General features: G+C 39.9%; 13 protein-coding genes and 1 pseudogene. 1 reads left to right on the forward strand and 13 read right to left on the reverse strand.

The window, feature by feature from the left end:
* From HT731_RS04295 to HT731_RS04340, 10 genes are all read right to left on the reverse strand, one after another.
* On the reverse strand, positions 1–404 hold a 404-nt coding region (locus tag HT731_RS04295; RefSeq protein ID WP_173277789.1), incomplete at its 3' end, for a transposase family protein.
* A gap of 251 nt (positions 405–655) precedes the next feature.
* Positions 656–2,383: a septation ring formation regulator EzrA gene (gene ezrA, locus HT731_RS04300; RefSeq protein ID WP_061759990.1), complete on the reverse strand. Its 1,728-nt coding sequence runs from the start codon at positions 2,381–2,383 to the stop codon at positions 656–658.
* 81 nt (positions 2,384–2,464) lie between these two features.
* Positions 2,465–4,411, reverse strand: a complete 1,947-nt coding sequence (gene gyrB / locus HT731_RS04305; RefSeq protein WP_061759989.1) for a DNA topoisomerase (ATP-hydrolyzing) subunit B — start codon at positions 4,409–4,411, stop codon at positions 2,465–2,467.
* Between the two features lie 14 nt (positions 4,412–4,425).
* The gene (locus tag HT731_RS04310) at positions 4,426–4,989 is read right to left on the reverse strand and encodes an HAD family hydrolase (RefSeq protein WP_173277817.1); all 564 of its coding nucleotides are present in this window, start codon (positions 4,987–4,989) and stop codon (positions 4,426–4,428) included.
* A gap of 85 nt (positions 4,990–5,074) precedes the next feature.
* Positions 5,075–5,629 (reverse strand): DJ-1 family glyoxalase III, encoded by a 555-nt coding sequence (locus HT731_RS04315; RefSeq protein WP_173277791.1) that lies wholly within the window; start codon positions 5,627–5,629, stop codon positions 5,075–5,077.
* A gap of 10 nt (positions 5,630–5,639) precedes the next feature.
* A complete protein-coding gene (locus tag HT731_RS04320; protein WP_061759988.1) occupies positions 5,640–6,863 on the reverse strand; it encodes an FtsW/RodA/SpoVE family cell cycle protein in 1,224 nt (407 codons plus the stop codon).
* A 36-nt stretch (positions 6,864–6,899) separates the two neighbouring features.
* A complete protein-coding gene (locus tag HT731_RS04325) occupies positions 6,900–9,350 on the reverse strand; it encodes a bifunctional DnaQ family exonuclease/ATP-dependent helicase (protein ID WP_173277793.1) in 2,451 nt (816 codons plus the stop codon).
* Between the two features lie 199 nt (positions 9,351–9,549).
* Positions 9,550–10,479: a peptidase U32 family protein gene (locus HT731_RS04330; RefSeq protein ID WP_173277795.1), complete on the reverse strand. Its 930-nt coding sequence runs from the start codon at positions 10,477–10,479 to the stop codon at positions 9,550–9,552.
* 575 nt (positions 10,480–11,054) lie between these two features.
* Positions 11,055–12,692: a hypothetical protein gene (locus tag HT731_RS04335; RefSeq protein WP_173277797.1), complete on the reverse strand. Its 1,638-nt coding sequence runs from the start codon at positions 12,690–12,692 to the stop codon at positions 11,055–11,057.
* Positions 12,673–13,422 carry an ABC transporter ATP-binding protein gene (locus HT731_RS04340; protein ID WP_173277798.1) on the reverse strand — a complete coding sequence of 250 codons (750 nt, stop codon included), beginning with the start codon at positions 13,420–13,422 and terminating at the stop codon, positions 12,673–12,675. The genes HT731_RS04335 and HT731_RS04340 overlap by 20 nt, the downstream gene beginning before the upstream one ends.
* A 178-nt stretch (positions 13,423–13,600) precedes the next feature.
* On the opposite strand from HT731_RS04340, the gene HT731_RS04345 reads away from it, so the two are divergent.
* Positions 13,601–15,055 carry an alpha-amylase gene (locus tag HT731_RS04345; protein WP_173277801.1) on the forward strand — a complete coding sequence of 485 codons (1,455 nt, stop codon included), beginning with the start codon at positions 13,601–13,603 and terminating at the stop codon, positions 15,053–15,055.
* Positions 15,056–15,144: 89 nt separating this feature from the next.
* On the opposite strand, the gene alaS is transcribed toward HT731_RS04345, so the two are convergent.
* The 3 genes and pseudogenes from alaS to HT731_RS09370 all read right to left on the reverse strand — a co-directional run bounded on the left by alaS (position 15,145) and on the right by HT731_RS09370 (position 18,799).
* Complete coding sequence (alaS, locus tag HT731_RS04350) at positions 15,145–17,763, reverse strand: alanine--tRNA ligase (protein ID WP_173277802.1); 2,619 nt, start codon at positions 17,761–17,763, stop codon at positions 15,145–15,147.
* Between the two features lie 21 nt (positions 17,764–17,784).
* On the reverse strand, positions 17,785–18,270 hold the full coding sequence (locus HT731_RS04355; protein WP_173277804.1) for an LURP-one-related/scramblase family protein: 486 nt from the start codon (positions 18,268–18,270) through the stop codon (positions 17,785–17,787).
* Between the two features lie 278 nt (positions 18,271–18,548).
* Positions 18,549–18,799, reverse strand: a pseudogene (locus tag HT731_RS09370) (hypothetical protein).
* Positions 18,800–18,844 lie beyond the last annotated feature (45 nt).

An 18,844-nucleotide genomic window follows, 5' to 3' on the forward strand; every position in this document is an offset into this window, starting at 1 on the left:
ATGACAGTTGAAGTTGAAATGGCCAGCTGATGAGCAATGTCGGTCATAGAAGTCTTTTCAATTAGCTTCTGGGCAATCTTTTGGTTGATGATACGAGGGATTTGGTGATTCTTCTTGACGAGAGAAGTCTCAGCGACCATCATTTTAGAGCAATGATAGCACTTGAAACGACGTTTTCTAAGGAGGATTCTAGTAGGCATACCAGTCGTTTCAAGGTAAGGAATTTTAGAAGGTTTTTGAAAGTCATATTTCTTCATTAGGCTTTCGCAATCAGGACAAGATGGAGCCTCATAATCCAATTTAGCTATGATTTCTTTGTGAGTATCCCTATTAACGATATCTATAATTTGGATATTTGGGTCTTTGATATCAAGAAGTTTTGTGATAAAATGTAATTGTTCCATATGATTCTTTCTAATGATGGTTTGGTTGCTTTTCATTATAGATCTTATGGGACTTTTTTCTACACAAAAATAGGCTCCATAATATCCATAGGGGATTTACTCACTACAAATATTATAGAGCCGGTTTATTTTGCTTTTTAAATCATCTCCAATTTTTTATCTTAAAATCCTATCATACACGATTTTATAGGTAATTAATAAATAAAAAAGATTTGATTCTGCTTCTCACACAATCAAATCTTTTTCTTTTATTAAAAACGAATCGTTTCACGTGTTTTCTCATATGATGTAACAAAGCGATTGGTTACACCAGGCTCTGCCACTTCCAATGCTTGAGAAATCTTGTCAAATGAAGCGTGATAATCAAATTCTTTTTCAAAAATATCTAAAGCTTCGTTAAATGCTTCTTGGATACGTTCATCAAATGAGCGATAGCGGTTAGAATATTGCAAGAGTTGCTCTGTCAAGGTTGCATACTGTACAATATTATAAGTTTCCGCCTCAAGCTCCTCCATATCCTTCGTTGCAATTTCAAGAATACGATTAACTGATTCTATATTGACTAAGTTTTGTTCTAATTCAGCCATGAGATCTTCCGTATTATTACTTGCTGTAAAGAATAACTTCAAGAAACTTTGTGGAATACCAGGTAGGTTCCGTTTTTCCATATATCTCTTGATTGTATGGAGACGATTAACATATACATTTGCTTTTTGACGTGCATTGATATCATCTTTCTCAACTCGTGCAAGACGCTCACTAACTGAAATCTGTTCATCTTCAATCTTTTTAAGATTTTCCTGCAGAGATTCAAGTTTTTCTTCAAGAATTGAATATGCTTGAGTTGCTTCATCCTGATCCGAAATCGCTTCAATAATGGCAGTCTCAAAACTTTCTAATTCTGACTGTAAACGGCGAACATGACTTGCATCTGATTCAGAAAGTAAATAGTTTTTACTCAAACGCTCAATGTCTTCTATCAATAAAGCATTATTTTCCTTCATGTGTTGAAGATAAGTAGGAAGTGTTGCTACTAAACCTTCTACTACTTTCTGTGCCGCAATTTCTCTTGTAAAGATATCATAAAGTGCATTAATCTCTTCTTGGATTTGAGTATTTTCGTACTCTGCATTATCCAATTCTAGTTTCGCAATATTCTCATGATTTTTCTTGAGAGCTTCATAAAGCAGTTGGAAACGCGCTTCAATATCTGTCTCAGCAAAATAATAGTTGGCATCTAAAAGCTTACGGTAGCCATCTTCTAAATCTTCCAGTTGATCAGGTAGGTCTTTAGATAATGTTGCTACAATTGCTGGGATACGATCAACAATATGTGTCAAAGCCAAGATATGATTTTCAGCATTATCCAAAATCACAGCAGCTTCTACTGGGTCACCAGACGAATTTAAAGTTACAAACTGAGAAAACTCTGATTGGATATTTTCCAATTGTTTTTCGATTTCAGACAAACCTTGTCCATATTCTTCAGAATGATCAGCAACTCGGTGTTGCAACTCTTCAAACAAGTCCAAGGTATGCAGAACACGTCCACTATTTTTAGACTCTTGTTTCTCCAAATCTGCCAAGGCGTTGCGAATTGCCGCAATATCTTCTTCAATCAAGGTAATTTGGCTCTCAATTTGATCAATTTGATGACTGGCTTTGAAAAAACGGAATGAGTTGTTATAGCCTTCTGCCTCGAAAAGATTATTTTCGATATCTGCAAAAGAGTTAAGAGATAGGTCAACCCATTTTTGGTTCCATTCACGGAAAGTCACCTGACTTTGTCCAATCAAGTGCATATTTTTTACAGCTTCAACTTCATCATTAACCGGAAGATTATAAAGCTCTTCTTTTTTCTCTTCTAAAATTGCTAATTTACTTTCATTGCGCTTCCTTACATAGATTGCGATAGCATAGGCAATGACCAATAAAACTGCAACTGCAATTATTAAATAAATTACTAGGCTAGCAGACATATTAAACTCCTTTTTTACTTGAAACAATCGTAACGATTATATCATATTTTTTAGACCAAGGGAACTACTTCTCTCTATTTTTTAGACATCAAGTGTACTATAGACGGCATTTTCTTCGATAAACTCACGACGAGGCTCTACTCGATCCCCCATCAACATATCAAAGATTTTATCTGCCTCTGCAGCATCATCCACAGAAACTCTAGCCATCAAGCGATGTTCGGGATCCATGGTTGTTTCCCATAATTGATGATCGTCCATTTCACCTAGTCCCTTATAACGCTGAATGGTCGGTTTGGTACGACCTTCACTATAACGGGCTAAAGCTTCTTGGAGTTTGATTTCTTGATCTGCTCCTGGCTGGATATATTCTTTAATCTCACTTCCAACCTTGACACCATAGATTGGTGGTTGGGCAATATAAACATAACCAGCTTCTAGAATTGGTTTCATATAACGATAAATCAAGGTTAAAAGAAGGGTACGAATGTGGGCTCCATCGACATCGGCATCAGTCATCAGAACGAGTTTTTGGTAACGAGCTTTTGAAACATCAAATTCTGCTCCAAATCCTGTTCCCATCGCTGTGAATAGACTTCTAATTTCTTCGTTAGCAAGAATCTTATCCATACTTGCCTTTTCAACGTTCAAAATCTTACCGCGAATTGGAAGGATTGCCTGGAACTCACGGTTGCGACCAGATTTAGCTGATCCACCTGCTGAGTCTCCTTCGACGATGAAGAGTTCTGTTTCAGCAGGATTGTTAGAAGAACAGTCTGCTAGTTTCCCTGGAAGGTTGGAAATTTCCAAACCTGATTTCTTGCGAGTGACTTCACGCGCACGCTTGGCAGCCACACGAGCCTTAGCAGCTAAAATTCCTTTTTCCACGATACGCTTGGCGATCTGTGGATTTTCCATGAGGAAATCAGAGAAGGCATCACTGAAGAGACGATTGGTAATCTTAACAACTTCGCTATTCCCCAGTTTGGTCTTGGTTTGTCCTTCAAATTGTGGATTTGGGTGTTTAACCGAGATAACTGCAGTTAATCCTTCGCGGACATCTTCACCTGTTAAGTTGTCTTCATTGTCTTTCAGTAACTTATTCTTACGAGCATAATCGTTGATGACACGTGTCAAGGCTGTACGGAAACCTTGCTCATGCGTTCCACCTTCATGGGTATGAATATTGTTGGCGAAACTCATGACATTTTCATGATAACCCGTTGTGTACTGCATGGCTACTTCAACTGTGATATCATCCATCTCACCGTCTGTGTAGATTGGTGTATCAAAGATAACATCCTTGTTCTCATTGATATACTCAACGTAACTAGCAATCCCACCTTCATAATGGTAATGCTTGGTTTGTTCCAAACCTTCACGCTTATCTGTGATAGAGATTCGAAGACCACGATTTAGAAAGGCCAATTCTTGAATACGCTTATTTAATTTATCAAAATCAAAGGTTGTTGTTTCAGTGAAGATTTCTGGGTCTGGTGTGAAGTGAACTGTTGTTCCCGTTTTATCCGTATCTCCAACCACCTCAAGGTCTGCAACAACATGACCACGACGGTATTCTTGGTAATGAATTTTACCGTTTTTGTGGACATGAACATCTAACTGAGTGGAAAGAGCATTAACTACTGAAGACCCCACTCCGTGAAGACCACCTGAGACCTTGTAGCCGCCACCGCCAAATTTTCCTCCAGCATGAAGAACCGTAAAGACTGTCTCAACGGCAGGTCGGCCTGTTTTTTCCTGAATATCGACTGGGATACCACGCCCATCATCGACAACAGTGATTGAATTATCTGGCTCAATAAAGACTTGAATATGGCTGGCAAATCCTGCCAAGGCCTCGTCAATTGAGTTATCAACGATTTCCCAGACTAGATGATGAAGACCTTCTTTTGAGGTTGACCCGATATACATCCCTGGACGCATACGAACAGCCTCTAAGCCCTCTAAAACTTGAATTTGACTGGCATCATAATTCTGTGCCTGCAGATTTTTGATTTCTTCTGTCATCTTATTCCTTTTTCTTACATGTCTAATACTTGTCTTAAATTCACGATACTGGTAAACAAGTGGGTATCCAATCCTGCAGCTTGACCTGCTTCGATATCAATCGGCCGATCACCAATGACAAGCCCAGAATCAATCTGATACTTCTCTCTTAAATAAATCATAGACTCAGGATCTGGTTTTCTCTTAAAGCCTGAGTTAGAAGTCACTACTTCCGTAAAATAAGCTGCTATGGAGGTTTTTTCTAAAATTTCCAAGACCTGATCATTTCGATGAGAGACCAAAAAATGACGCCCACCTTGATTTGAAATATCCTCCAATAAGTCAGAAACTCCATCAAATAAAATCGGGTGTTCAAGCTCTCTGGCTTCATTTTCCTTGTACTTTTCTAAAAAATGCTCTAAGTTGGGAGCGAATGTCTCAATTGCAAAATCAGTAGAAACCTTTAAAGCTTGATAGACACTGTCATGGTCTTGTCTGATACCATACAGTGCCAATGTTTCAACAAATGCAGCTGTTGAAGTTTCATAATTATCTAGTAAAGTTCCACCTAAATCCCAGATATAATCGTGATATTTCATAGCTTTCATTATACCATTTTTTCGTTAAAAAAGCGATGATTTCCCTGAGTTTTCCACATAAAAAAACGAGAGGTTAACTCCCGTTTTATTGATTTTTACCAAAGACATCTCGATAGAGCATTCCAGTTCGTAACCCCTCTGCGTCTCCTCCTAATTGCTCTACCAACTCGTAGGCAAAGGCAAGGGCTGTCGAGGGACCTCGACTGGTTGTCAAATGACCATCTACCACTACTGTTTTCTTGACGTATTGACCATCAATGATTTGCTCTTGAACACCATCATAACAAGTAAACTTCTTATTTTTCAATAGCCCTGCTTGATTGAGGGCAATTGGCGCCGCACAAATTGCTGCCAGTTTCTTTCCTTCTTGCTCGAAGCTTTTCAATTCTTGAATCAAGGCCTGATTATCGCGCAAATATGCAGAACCAGGCATCCCTCCAGGAAGGACAATCATGTCATAGTCTGATAAATCACCATCAAAGACACGATCTGCTGTGACTTGGATTGCATGTGAACCCGTCACTTGCTCTTCAAAACCAACCATATCACAAGTGATATTTGCCCGACGCAAAACATCCACAACTGTCAAAGCTTCAATTTCTTCAAAGCCCTGAGCCAACATAACTGCTACTTTAACCATGATTTTCTCCTTATTTGATTCGTTTTAAAACAACCTTTTTCCGTTTGAAAGGGACTTTTCCACTCTTTTCTTCAGCTAGATTGGTTTGATAACTCATCGATAAAAGCAAGCCAACACCGATCAAGTTACTGATAATAGCCGATCCCCCTTGCGAAATAAAAGGCAGAGGAATCCCAGTCAAAGGAAGCAAGCCAGTAACAGCACCGATATTCTCAAAGATATGGAAGAGCAACATCATAATCAAACCTGTGGAAATATAGGTGTAGAACTGGTTATTTGATTTAAGAGTAATCTTTAACATACGGTAAATCAGCATGAGATAAAGGGCAATAACAAGAACAGAGCCAATAAATCCAAAATCTTCTGCAATGACCGTGAAAATCATATCCGACTCTCTAACTGGAATAAGCAAATTAGAAGCATTAAAACCTTGACCAAATAAGCCACCACTCCCAATGGCAATCTGTCCTTGAGCCTGCTGATAAGTGGTTGTTTGGGCAAAATCAAATGGATTAAGCCAAGCCAAAATACGGTTGATTTGGTAGGTCGGCATTCCCAGTTGATGGAGAAAAGCCCGGCCGTCCTTACTGATAAAAATGGCTAAGAAACCAACAATACCTGTTACAGCAGTCACAAATACTGGGATAATAATTTTCCAAGAAACCCCTGATAATAAAACGATTCCTGAGAAAATAGCTACAAAAACCAAGGCAGTTCCTAAGTCACTTTGAAGTGCCAAAAGAACTAAGACTGGAATGGTAAAGAGAATCATCCAAAAAATTAACAAAAAGTCCAGTGGAACTGTGCGTCTCCATTCCTTATGTTTTTTTGTAAATTGGACAATCACACGAGCCAACATGAGGATATAGGATATCTTCATAAATTCTGATGGTTGGAATAGGGTAATTCCATTTATTGATACCCAGTTTTTGGCACCCGTTGATGCAACTAAGCTTGGATTATAAAAGACAATCGGCAAGACCATAAGTCCCAAGCCTAAAATATACAGAAAGGGGGTCACCTTCCAAAGAAATTCTGTATTAAAAAGCATGACCACAAAACCAATCACAAGCCCCAAGGCGATCCAGGCGACCTGCTGCCCTAGAATGGGCAGAATATTGTTTGGATAATCATGACTAACAGCTATATAGATAGCCACCACGCCAATAACCAGTAAAAAAAATACTGGCAATAGCAAACTATAATCGACTCTAGAGTCGAGAGAACGTTTCATATATACTAACCTTATACTTTCATACAATACTATTTATCAAAGTTCATTTAAAAATTTATCAACAGCCTCATCAACTTCGGATCGAGAGACGGTTTTAACAGTCGCTTCTTTTGCTAGAGAAGTCACTATTTGCTTGCCATATCGTTTTCCGACGATTCTTCTATCCAGAATGAGGGTTAAGGAACGTTGGTGTTCACGTCTCATACTTCTTCCCAAAGCCTGTTTTAAACGAATAATAGCCATGGGCAATTGATAATCATAAAAGGCATTTTTCCCTTCTTGATTCAATTCCTGATTAATCTTTTTCGTCAAGGGATCTTGAGGATTTTGGAAAGGAAGTCTTGGTACAACTTGAATCACAAAAGGATGACTTGAAAAATCAACTCCCTCCCAGAAACTTGCTGCACCAAGCAAGATTTGTTGTTCTCCTTTTTCAAAGCGTTTCTTCAGTTGATGAACATCGCCATTTTTATACTGGGCCAGATGGCTAACTGGAAGTAAATCCGATACTGCTAGAAGCATGTCTTTGGCAGTAAAGAGAACCAAAATTGGTTGCTGGAAAGCTTGAATTTCCACTAGTAAATCAGCTACTTCTTTGGCATAGACTTCTAAGGAAGTTTCTGTCACCAGAGGGAAATCTTTGACCAAGACCACTTCTTGATCCTGTTTTTTACCAGCTTCAACCTTGACAAATTTGGCTTCAGGATAGCCTAAAAGGTCTGCCAAAGAAACCCTCTGACTAATCTCAAGAGTGGCCGACACTCCCAAGACTTGACATGAATCAGGCACTAAAGAAGATAGAAGAATACGGCCAGATTTCGTAGAAGAAATCTGAATTTTCTTTTGACTCGTTTCAGTTAATTCAAGCCAATAATCACCTTCAGCTGTAAAATAGCGAACCAGATCCTCAAAGCCTTCTACTTCTAATTCTGAAAAATACTGGTGGAGATTGGCAAGAGAATCTAAGATATTTTTCCTAGATTTGCCAGACTGAAATTGTTCTATCAAGTAGAGGCACTCAAAGCGAATACTTTCTAGTATTCGTTGCTGGACCTTATTTTGCTCCTCCAATAAAGCCTTATCAACTAAATCAATAATAGACTGGATATCGTAGGTCTCTTGAAGCAGATTTTCTAGAGCCAACAAAACTTTTTGGACTTCATCAATAATCAATAAACGGTCACTAACAAATTCAGGATTATCTTCAAGTCTAGTTACAAGATAGGCATGATTGGTCACTAAAAGCTTGCAGGTTTGTGCCTTTTCTTGACTACGTTTCCAAAAATCTTCCGTCACAAATAAACTCTTGGATGATAAATTCCCATCATGACGAAGGTCTGTTAGAAAATGTTGGTAACGGTAGAGTTGCCCGATTTCATCCAAATCCCCCGTTTCTGTCTCTGTCAGCCAGACCAAAAGTTGCATTTTAAAGCGTCTAAATAAGCGATTTTCATCATTTTCCTGCAAGGAACGATAAAAGGCATCCAGCTTCAGATAATTTTGTGGCCCCTTTAAAGAATGAATATCTGTATGGAACATTTCCTTGAGACGTTTACCTTCTTCTTCCATGATTTGATTTTGAAGAATCTTTGTCGGAACACTAAGAACAATTTGTCGCTCTTTGACTTGAGATAAAGCGGGTAAGAGATAGCCATAGGTTTTCCCAATCCCTGTCGGTGCTTGAATTAATGAGACAGGCTCATCTTTCAATAGCAAGCCAACCTCTTTAGCAAAACTTTCTTGCTCCTCCCTCACTTCAAGATTCAACAGAGAAATATTTTTAGAAAAATCTTGAGATAGTTTTCGTGGCTCCAGAGGAGCTGCAGTCTTCTTGAAATACAGTCCTTGAACTTCGACCAAGTCGGGAGAACTCAGGATAGATTGGTTTCGATAAATTTCTTCAATAACCAGATAGGACTCATATAGGAGGGCGTCAGCCATTTCCAGCAAGCGTTCCAAGAGACCTTTAGGAAGTTGGGCCATCTTTTCTCGCAAAAAAAGAAGTAATTCCGCAGTAGCTTGGGCATCTGAAAGAGCTGTGTGGGCTTGTTTTAGAGGAATTCCTAATTCTCGACACAAAATCGGCAAACTATATTTTTCCAGTTCAGGGAAAAAGACCTGGGCCAATTCGACCGTATCAACACGAGGATTTCTTAGCTCATAACCTTCAAAAAATAAATTTTCCGCTAAAAGATTGGCATCAAACTGAACATTGTGGGCTACAAAAATCCCATCCTCCACCAAGTCAAAGATTTTTCTGGCAACTTGCGAAAAATCAGGTGCTTGCGCCAGACGTTGGTCTGTCAGTCCTGTCAATTCTTTGATATGAGCATCCAAGGGTTCATGGGGATTAACATCTGTCGTATAGTGATCGACGATTTTTCCATCCTCAATCACAACAATTCCCACTTGAATAATTTTAGCCTTACTACCTGTGCTAGTTGCCTCTAAATCCACCACAACATAGCGATTACCAATCGTTTTCATTATAAAAAATTATACCAAAAAAAGGGCCATTTGGCACCTGCAAACATGAGATAATTTTCAAACTTAAGGACGCTACTTAGCTTAAAAATCCTATCAAATAGAGCATCCTAGCCTGCTAATTTTTTGAAAATATTGGAGAATAAGAAAAAATTGAGAGAAGAAATGATTGTCTCTTCCTTCTCTCAACTTGCAGTTTACTTTATTTAACCATGTCAGGATCGTAATCATAGAATCCCGTATCAAGGAAACGGTTTTTAGGGTGTAACTTGCGAACTTCTTCATCCAGTAAGAAGGCTTGGTCATGGCTAAAGTTGCCCTCTTGGATCAAGCTACGCGCTTGAATAAAGAGTTTTGCAATCTCAACAAAGTTTTGACCAGGAGTGTAGAGCCCTTCTAGTTTCCAGTGAGTGAAACCATGCTCTACCAATTCTGTCAATTTGGTCATCAAATCAAGGTCATTGTTGGCAAAGATGTGGGTCCCATGATTGTCTTCAAAAATGGAATAATGGCTCTCAGGATCACTTGGTTCAGCCAAGAAGAGGTCACGCTTGCGAGTCTTTTCATCATCGATATGCGTAAAATTATAGTAGTTTTGTAAGAGCGGACGTTTAGAATGGTGAATAACACTTGCACCGTAAACCAAAACTTCAGCAGGAATTTCCAAAATCTCTGGCATTTTGAAAAGTTCAGCTGATGGGATTTCACGCGCCAAAACAGCTTCAGATGCGCCAGCCTTTTGTCCCCAGAAGTTAATCTGACGACTGCTAGTCACCATTGTAGAAGCATCGTAGATAGTTTTAAAGGAATAACCATCGCGATTGACCACATAAAAGACGCCTGCATCCCCAATCGTAATGTAGTCTGTCTTAATTTCTTCCAAGAAATCTAAGAAAGGCTTGATACGGTCCATCATATCTTGGTGCATGAGGGCATTAACCGCAACAATCAATTCCTTACCAGTATCATGAACCAGCTTAGCGATTTCACGCAATTGGTCATGACTAAAGGTTGTTGGCAGACGAAGGCCAAAATCTTTCTCACCGACATAGATACGGTCTACGCCAGCTTCGAGCAGTTGTTTAACTTGTTCAATACTTTCAGCAGTTGCTGTAATGATAATCTTTTCCATAAGAAAAATTATACCACATTTCTCCAAAATCAGCCAAGACTTATCAGAGTTTTACAAATAGGAATCATTTCTCGGTAACTTTTCAAAGTAACTTCCAGTTGCCTGACCGAAGTGGAAATTAGTCTAATACTCTTCAAACCACATCAGCTTTATCTGCAATCCCAAAGCGGTACTTTGAGCAACCTGAGGCTAGCTTCCTAGTTTGCTCTTTGTTTTTCATTTAGTATAAAAACGGATTTTTATAAGAATAGCTAGATGAAAGGCAGCCCCAGAAGCATGAGAGAGCTCGCCAGTAACAATTTACTTTGTACACTATCCATAAATAGCAAACATCTCAAGCTCCATTAATCTTCAAAACATCATAGATAAAATCTAGTCCCCAATTTAAGCAATTGATGCTGTAGGATTTATACATTGTTATAAATTTCTAGTCGTTTTGTTCTTATGATAAGAAAAATGGCATAGAAAAACGAGTATATCCAACTAGGGAAATGCTCGTTTTTTGCTAGTTAGAAGTGGGGTTTACTCAGCTTCATTTCTTTTTATAAAATGTATCAAGCAAGCGACCAACTACCTCATCTTTTTTCTATCTCTGCCAATATGCGTGATAGATAGTAATGATAGCCAAAAATAGCAAGACCAAGCAAAAGGATAAGAGCTCCTACTCCCAAGCTGATGGCAAGGACAGGGAAGAGAGACTTAACTAAGAACAAGCTACCAATGACTAAAACCATTAATATAACACTATAAACCAAGATCAAAACAATTGCTACTATACGATTTGAACGGTTCACCAAGTCCGTAATACTACTCCAATTGGTTGACAGATTTTTTACGTCCTTAAAGTAATTGTGGCAAGAAAGTATGACACTGGCAAGGGTCCAGACTACAAGAAGGTAAATCATCGAAAGGATGGGCAAGCCTAGATATAGAGAAAGACCAAGTAAAGTCAGAACTGGTAAAAAGGACTGAACAGCAAATATAATCCAAAATTTCACTTTCACATAACGAGCAAAGTCAAAGGGTAAACTCTTAAGAAAATCAACATTTTCCCTCTCCAAGGATAAGGCAATTGAAGGCAGGCTGGTGATATTGTTATTGACAACTGCTATAAAGAGAGCTATAAAAAACAAGGGTAACCAGTATGGAGGATAAATATCTGGAACTATCTGAGAATCTCGGATTTTGGAAATCAGACCAATCATCATGAGATAAGGAAGGAAAGCACTTGTAAAAAGCACTGTAACCACGCCAGTTCCCTGTCCCAAGAGGGAGAGGTTGTAGCGTAAAACCATACGGAAAAAGCCCTTTTTATTAGTAGTTGAAATTCTCTCCTTATTGCGACGTTCTTTCTTGACCTTCTCCTCACTATTAAGCAGGATCACATCATAAAAATGAGGAAAAACCTTCTTTTTGGTCAGGTAAAGCAAGAAAACAGTTAAAGCTATCCAAGCGAGCAGACCCAGTATGGCTTCTGTCGAAAAAGGCTCCACTGCTATTTTGTAAAAGATATGAAGAGGATAAAGGAGAAATGGAATGTCTCTAACTTTGTCAACAATACTTCCAAAAGTCGACTGTAGAAAGAGGACAAATATTAAAGGTATGAGAACCCCTATCCCAATCATCACATTCGAAAAAATAGACTGATACTTTCTGAAGACCGTAGTCTGAGCCAAGAAATGTACTGCCACTACCATCACTAAAGTAACAGAGACAAATAATAAGGCCAAGGACAACAGCATCAAAGGTAAGCCCAGCCAAAGAGAAGGAGCTAGCCTAATATAGAGGACTAGAAAATAAGCTAGGATTGGTACAATTCCAGCTAGAGCTGGCAAGAGAACAGACAGTCCTTTAGCAATTATAATCTCTGATTCTTTAAAGGCATAGGGCCTATACGATGCCAAGTCCTTACTCTCATAAAAGACATTGTAAAATGCAGTGAAAGAAGTTGAAAAGGCAAGCACCAGTAAAATAGCAACCATGCTACTAAAAAAACTTGGTATTTCCTCAAAAGGAAAACGAAAGGCTATATTTATAAACATTAAAAGCATCAAGAGACTGGAAAAAATGTAAGAACTTAGGACTCTAGCGGAAACATTTACTTTTTTTCCAGGATTTTTAGCTTGCTTCTTTCGTAGGTTAGCCAGATTAGCTTCTTGAGATGAATAGAGGATATTGATATCAACTAATTTTTTAATGACCTTGAGACGCATCTGAAACCTCCTCTTTTCTACCAGCAAGACTAAGGTAGATACTTTCCAAAGACTGGTCTGGATAGTCTTTTCTCAAGTCCTCTACGCTACCACAATAAATCAAATGCCCCTTTTTCAAAATGGCAATCCGATCACAGACTTGCTCGGCTACCTCTAGGACATGAGTTGAAAACAAGACCGTCTTCCCTTTTTGTGCATGTTCCTTCATCATCTGCTTCAAATCAAAGGCAGCCTGGGGATCCAAACCAGTCAAGGGTTCGTCCAAGACCCAAATATCAGGATCAGACAAGAGTGCTCCGATGACAAAGACTTTCTGACGCATTCCGTGAGAAAGGGTTTCAATAACCTGATAGCGGTTTTCAGCAAAATCAAAAACACTTAATAGCCTAGCTAGACTAGCCTCCAAGTCAGAGCTAGTCAGATCATAAGAGGAGGCGATTAATTCCCAAAACTCATTGGCTGTTAAGCGTAAAAATAAGTCAGGCGAGTCTGCAACGTAGCCAATCTTTCGTTTGATCGCCAAGCGATTTTCCGATAAATCCTGACCGTCCACCAGAATACGACCACTGCTGGGCGAAATGATACTGACTAAGGATTTTATAGTGGTCGATTTTCCAGCCCCATTATGGCCAATCAAGCCCATAATCTCCCCATTTTCAATCTGCAAATTGAGACTGCTCAAGGCCTCTTTATCACCATACAACTTACTAACATTTTGAAATTCAATCATGGGACAACTCCTATCTTTATCTATATTACATACTGTTATACTAGCACTTTGATACAAAAAAATCAACACTTTATTTTAAGTAGTTAAAATATATTTATTCTATCTTACGCAAACGTTTGCCCTAAAAGATACTTTATGATAGAATAAAGAACAAGATTGACAAGTAAGAGGAAACATCATGCAAAATCAAACACTCATGCAATACTTTGAATGGTATCTGCCCCACGACGGTCAGCACTGGACACGTCTAGCTGAAGATGCTCAACACCTAGCTAATCTCGGCATCAGTTATGTCTGGATGCCACCAGCTTTTAAGGCTACCAACGAAAAAGATGTTGGCTATGGGGTTTATGACTTATTCGACCTAGGAGAGTTTAACCAAAAAGGAACTGTCCGTACCAAGTATGGTTTCAAAGAAGACTATCTTCAAGCCATTCAAGCCCTAAAAGCACAGGGAATCCATCCTATGGCCGATGTGGTGCTCAATCACAAGGCTGCTGCTGATCACATGGAAGCCTTTCAGGTTATCGAAGTGGATCCTATAGACCGTACAGTTGAACTCGGAGAACCCTTCACCATCAACGGCTGGACTAGCTTTACCTTCGATGGTCGCCAAGATACCTATAATGACTTCCACTGGCATTGGTACCACTTCACAGGTACAGACTACGATGCTAAACGCCGTAAGTCTGGGATTTATCTAATCCAAGGGGACAACAAGGGTTGGGCAAATGAGGAATTGGTCGATAACGAAAACGGTAACTATGACTACCTCATGTATGCTGATCTAGACTTTAAACATCCTGAAGTCATCCAAAATATCTATGACTGGGCTGACTGGTTCATGGAGACGACTGGTGTAGCTGGTTTCCGCTTGGATGCCGTCAAACATATCGATTCCTTCTTTATGGGCAATTTCATCCGTGATATGAAGGAAAAATACGGTGAGGATTTCTATGTTTTTGGTGAATTTTGGAACCCAGATAAGGAAGCTAACCTAGACTATCTTGAAAAAACGGAAGAACGCTTTGACCTTGTCGATGTTCGTCTCCACCAGAATCTCTTTGAAGCCAGTCAAGCTGGCGCAAACTATGACCTTCGTGATATTTTCACAGATAGCTTGGTTGAACTCAAGCCTGACAAGGCTGTAACTTTTGTTGACAACCACGATACCCAACGAGGACAAGCCCTTGAATCGACTGTTGAAGAATGGTTCAAACCAGCAGCCTATGCCCTCATTCTCTTACGCCAAGATGGCCTTCCATGTGTCTTTTACGGCGACTACTATGGAATTTCAGGCCAATATGCTCAACAAGATTTCAAAGAAGTTCTTGACCGCCTCCTAGCCATCCGAAAAGATTTGGCCTATGGAGAACAAAATGACTACTTTGATGACCCTAACTGTATCGGTTGGGTACGCTCAGGTGCTGAAAATCAATCCCCAATCGCAGTCCTTATCTCAAATGACCAAGAAAACAGCAAGTCAATGTTTATCGGCCAAGAGTGGGCTAACCAAACCTTTGTAGATTTACTTGAAAACCACCAAGGTCAAGTTACAATCGATGAGGAAGGTTATGGACAATTCCCAGTCTCAGCTGCTTCGGTAAGTGTCTGGGCAGCCAATACAATCTAATAGTTCATAATAATCAAGCCAGGTCCAAACGGATTTGGCTTTTTTGCATTCACAAAAAGACCTACCCTAATGGATAGATCTTTATTGTCTTATAATTTACCTGCTACTGCATCCAAGAGTTCTTGAATTTTAGCTTGGTTGCTTCCTCCTGCCATGGCCATGTCTGGTTTACCACCACCACGTCCATCGACGATTGGTGCCAATTCTTTGACAAGGTTTCCTGCATGGAGGTCTTTTGTCTTGCTTGCTACAAGGACATTGACTTTGTCACCGATAGCGGCAACTAGGACAAGAAGATCAGAGTAGTCTTTCTGCTTCCAGTTATCTGCAAAGGTACGAAGGGCACCAGCATCAGATACAGACACTTGGCTAGCAATGTAACGGTGACCGTTGACTTCCTTAACGTCTTTGAAGATATCGCCTGCAGCTGCAGCTGCAGCTTTTTCCTTCAATTCTGCATTTTCTTTTTGCAATTGACGGAGTTGTTCTTGAAGTCCTTCAACCTTATGAGGTACTTCCTTGACTTGAGGTGCTTTAAGAGTTGCTGCGACTGCTTTCAGTGCATCTTCTTGTTCACGATAAGCTTCAAAGGCTTCCTTACCAGTCACTGCCAAGATACGACGAGTTCCTGATCCAATCCCTTCTTCTTTGACGATCTTGAAGAGACCGATTTCAGAAGTATTGCCAACGTGGGTACCACCACAAAGTTCAACTGAGTAGTCACCGATGGTCACAACACGAACTTCCTTACCGTATTTCTCACCAAAGAGGGCCATAGCTCCCATTTCTTTGGCTGTGTCAATGTCTGTCTCAACAGTCTTGACCACAATAGCTTCCCAGATTTTTTCATTGACTTGCTGTTCAATAGCACGCAATTCTTCAGCAGTCACTGCTTGGAAGTGAGTAAAGTCAAAGCGAAGGAATTCAACTTCGTTAAGAGATCCTGCTTGTGTTGCGTGATTTCCAAGGATGTTGTGAAGGGCAGCGTGAAGCAAGTGAGTCGCAGTGTGGTTTTTCATAACACGGTGACGACGATTTGTATCAATTGCCAAGGTATATTCTTGGTTCAAAGCAAGCGGTGCAAGGACTTCAACTGTGTGAAGAGCTTGTCCGTTTGGTGCTTTTTGAACATTTGTCACAGCAGCCACGACCTTACCTGACTCATCCAAGATTTGTCCGTGGTCAGCGACCTGTCCACCCATTTCAGCGTAGAATGGAGTTTCCGCAAAGATAAGTGAGGCAGTTCCTTCTGATACAGCTTCTACTTCTGCATTGTCAGCTACGATAGCCACCAATTTAGAAGACAATTGGCTAGCATTGTAGTTGAAGACACTTTCTACAGTGATGTTTTGAAGGGTTTCATTTTGCATACCCATTGAGCCACCCTTGACAGCTGAGGCACGCGCACGTTCTTGCTGTTCCTTCATGGCTGCTTCAAAACCTTCACGGTCTACAGTCATACCAGCTTCTTCAGCGATTTCTTCTGTCAACTCTACGGGGAATCCGTATGTATCATAGAGTTTGAAAACATCAGAACCAGCAATGACAGATTGACCTTTTTCTTTCAATTCAGCTACGATGCCTTGGGCAAAGTGTTGACCTGAGTGAAGAGTACGGGCAAATGACTCTTCTTCGCTCTTAACGATTTTTTCGATAAAGTCACGTTTTTCAAGCACTTCTGGGTAGTAGCTTTCCATGATTTTTCCAACGGTTGGAACGAGTTTGTAAAGGAAAGGCTCGTTGATGCCCAATTTTTGACCATGCATAGAGGCACGACGAAGAAGACGACGAAGGACATAACCACGACCTTCATTTCCTGGAAGAGCACCATCCCCAATCGCAAATGAAAGAGAACGGATATGGTCAGCGATGACCTTGAAGCTCATGTTGTCGCCATCTTGGTCATAAACCTTAGCAGACAATTTCTCCACTTCACGAATGATTGGCATGAAGAGGTCAGTTTCAAAGTTAGTCTTAGCCCCTTGGATAACCGCTACCAAACGCTCCAAACCAGCGCCCGTATCAATGTTCTTGTGTGGTAATTCCTTGTATTCGCTACGAGGAACAGCAGGGTCTGCGTTAAATTGTGACAAAACGATGTTCCAGATTTCGATATAACGGTCGTTTTCAATATCTTCTGCAAGTAAACGAATACCGATATTTTCTGGGTCAAAAGCTTCTCCACGGTCAAAGAAAATCTCTGTATCTGGTCCAGAAGGTCCCGCACCGATTTCCCAGAAGTTATCCTCGATTGGAATCAAATGACTTGGATCCACTCCCACTTCAATCCAGCGGTTGTATGAATCTTTATCAGCTGGATAGTAGGTCATATAAAGTTTTTCAGCTGGGAAGTCAAACCACTCAGGGCTTGTCAAAAGCTCATAAGCCCAAGTGATAGCTTCATCACGGAAGTAATCCCCGATAGAGAAGTTCCCCAACATTTCAAACATGGTATGGTGACGTGCAGTCTTCCCTACGTTCTCGATGTCGTTGGTACGGATAGCCTTTTGGGCATTGGTAATACGTGGATTTTCAGGGATAATGGTCCCGTCAAAGTATTTCTTAAGGGTTGCTACCCCAGAGTTGATCCACAAAAGAGTTGGGTCATTTACAGGAACCAAGCTCACTGATGGTTCTACAGAGTGACCTTTAGTCGCCCAGAAATCAAGCCACATTTGGCGTACTTGTGCACTAGATAGTTGTTTCATATTGTCTCCTTATTTACTTGTTTAATGTGATTGGCTTTCCAGCATTTCCACATAGTCAATCGCGACACAGAGGGAAATGACTAGGTCTGCATAAGCGTCCTCAAGGACCGTTACGGTATAGGTAGAGGTCAGATGGAAGAGTTCCTTCTTAATTTCCGCAATCAACTGATCGCGATCATCCAGCAATTTGAAATTCAAATCCCAGATATTGCCCTCGATTCGAAGCCCCAGATTATCAAACTCATATTTATCTCGCCAGAAGGTTAACTTCTTACGAATGACGAAATTTGAACCGTCCCTAAGCTGAATCTCAAAACGAGGAAGCAAGGTCAAGATTTCTTTACTGATCTGACTGACCTGTTCACCATTAGCATCATAGATGGTAAAAGTTTTAGGAATCTTAAAAAATGATCCCTCCACCTGATAGGCGATTTCTCCTCTGTCATCCTTGATAGCGAAGCGTTCGCCTCCAAGACGAAACTTTTGTTTGACAAGAAATGTTTTCATCAACACCTCCAAAAAATCAAAAGACAAGCTCATATCACGAAGGGCGAAAAACCGCGGTACCACCTTCATTCAATGAACTTGTCATTCTCTTATTCTTATTATGCAATTGTTAAATTGAGTAGCATGAGTTTCTAGCTTAGATGGCTCGCAGCACCGCCATTTCTCTGGACTAAGACAACTGAAAATCAATTCTCAACTTTCTTATTATAACGTTTTTTTAAGCTTGCGTCAACTGGAAATCATCTCCGTCGAATCAAACCAATTCCCTACATCTCCACTTACTTTTTCAAGATATATTTTTTCTTACTGCTACCACTCTTTTTATCCCAACTTTTATCCCACATTTTCGAATTGCTAAAAATAGCTACAAAAATATTTCCAAATATAAAGTTTCCTATCACCAAATATATAGACTCAGTTGTTAGGTATTGTCGATCCAAGCCATCCTTTAGATAGAATAGTATATATGTTTGGTTAACAATCATAAAGGCTGGCCAGAAACTTTTTTGAAAAAAGTAGACATTTTCATTATTTGTTACCGCTTTCTGTAAGGTTAAGCTTAGTATACTACTAG

Source organism: Streptococcus sp. k-163 (genome assembly GCF_013277555.1).
Taxonomy (GTDB): domain Bacteria; phylum Bacillota; class Bacilli; order Lactobacillales; family Streptococcaceae; genus Streptococcus.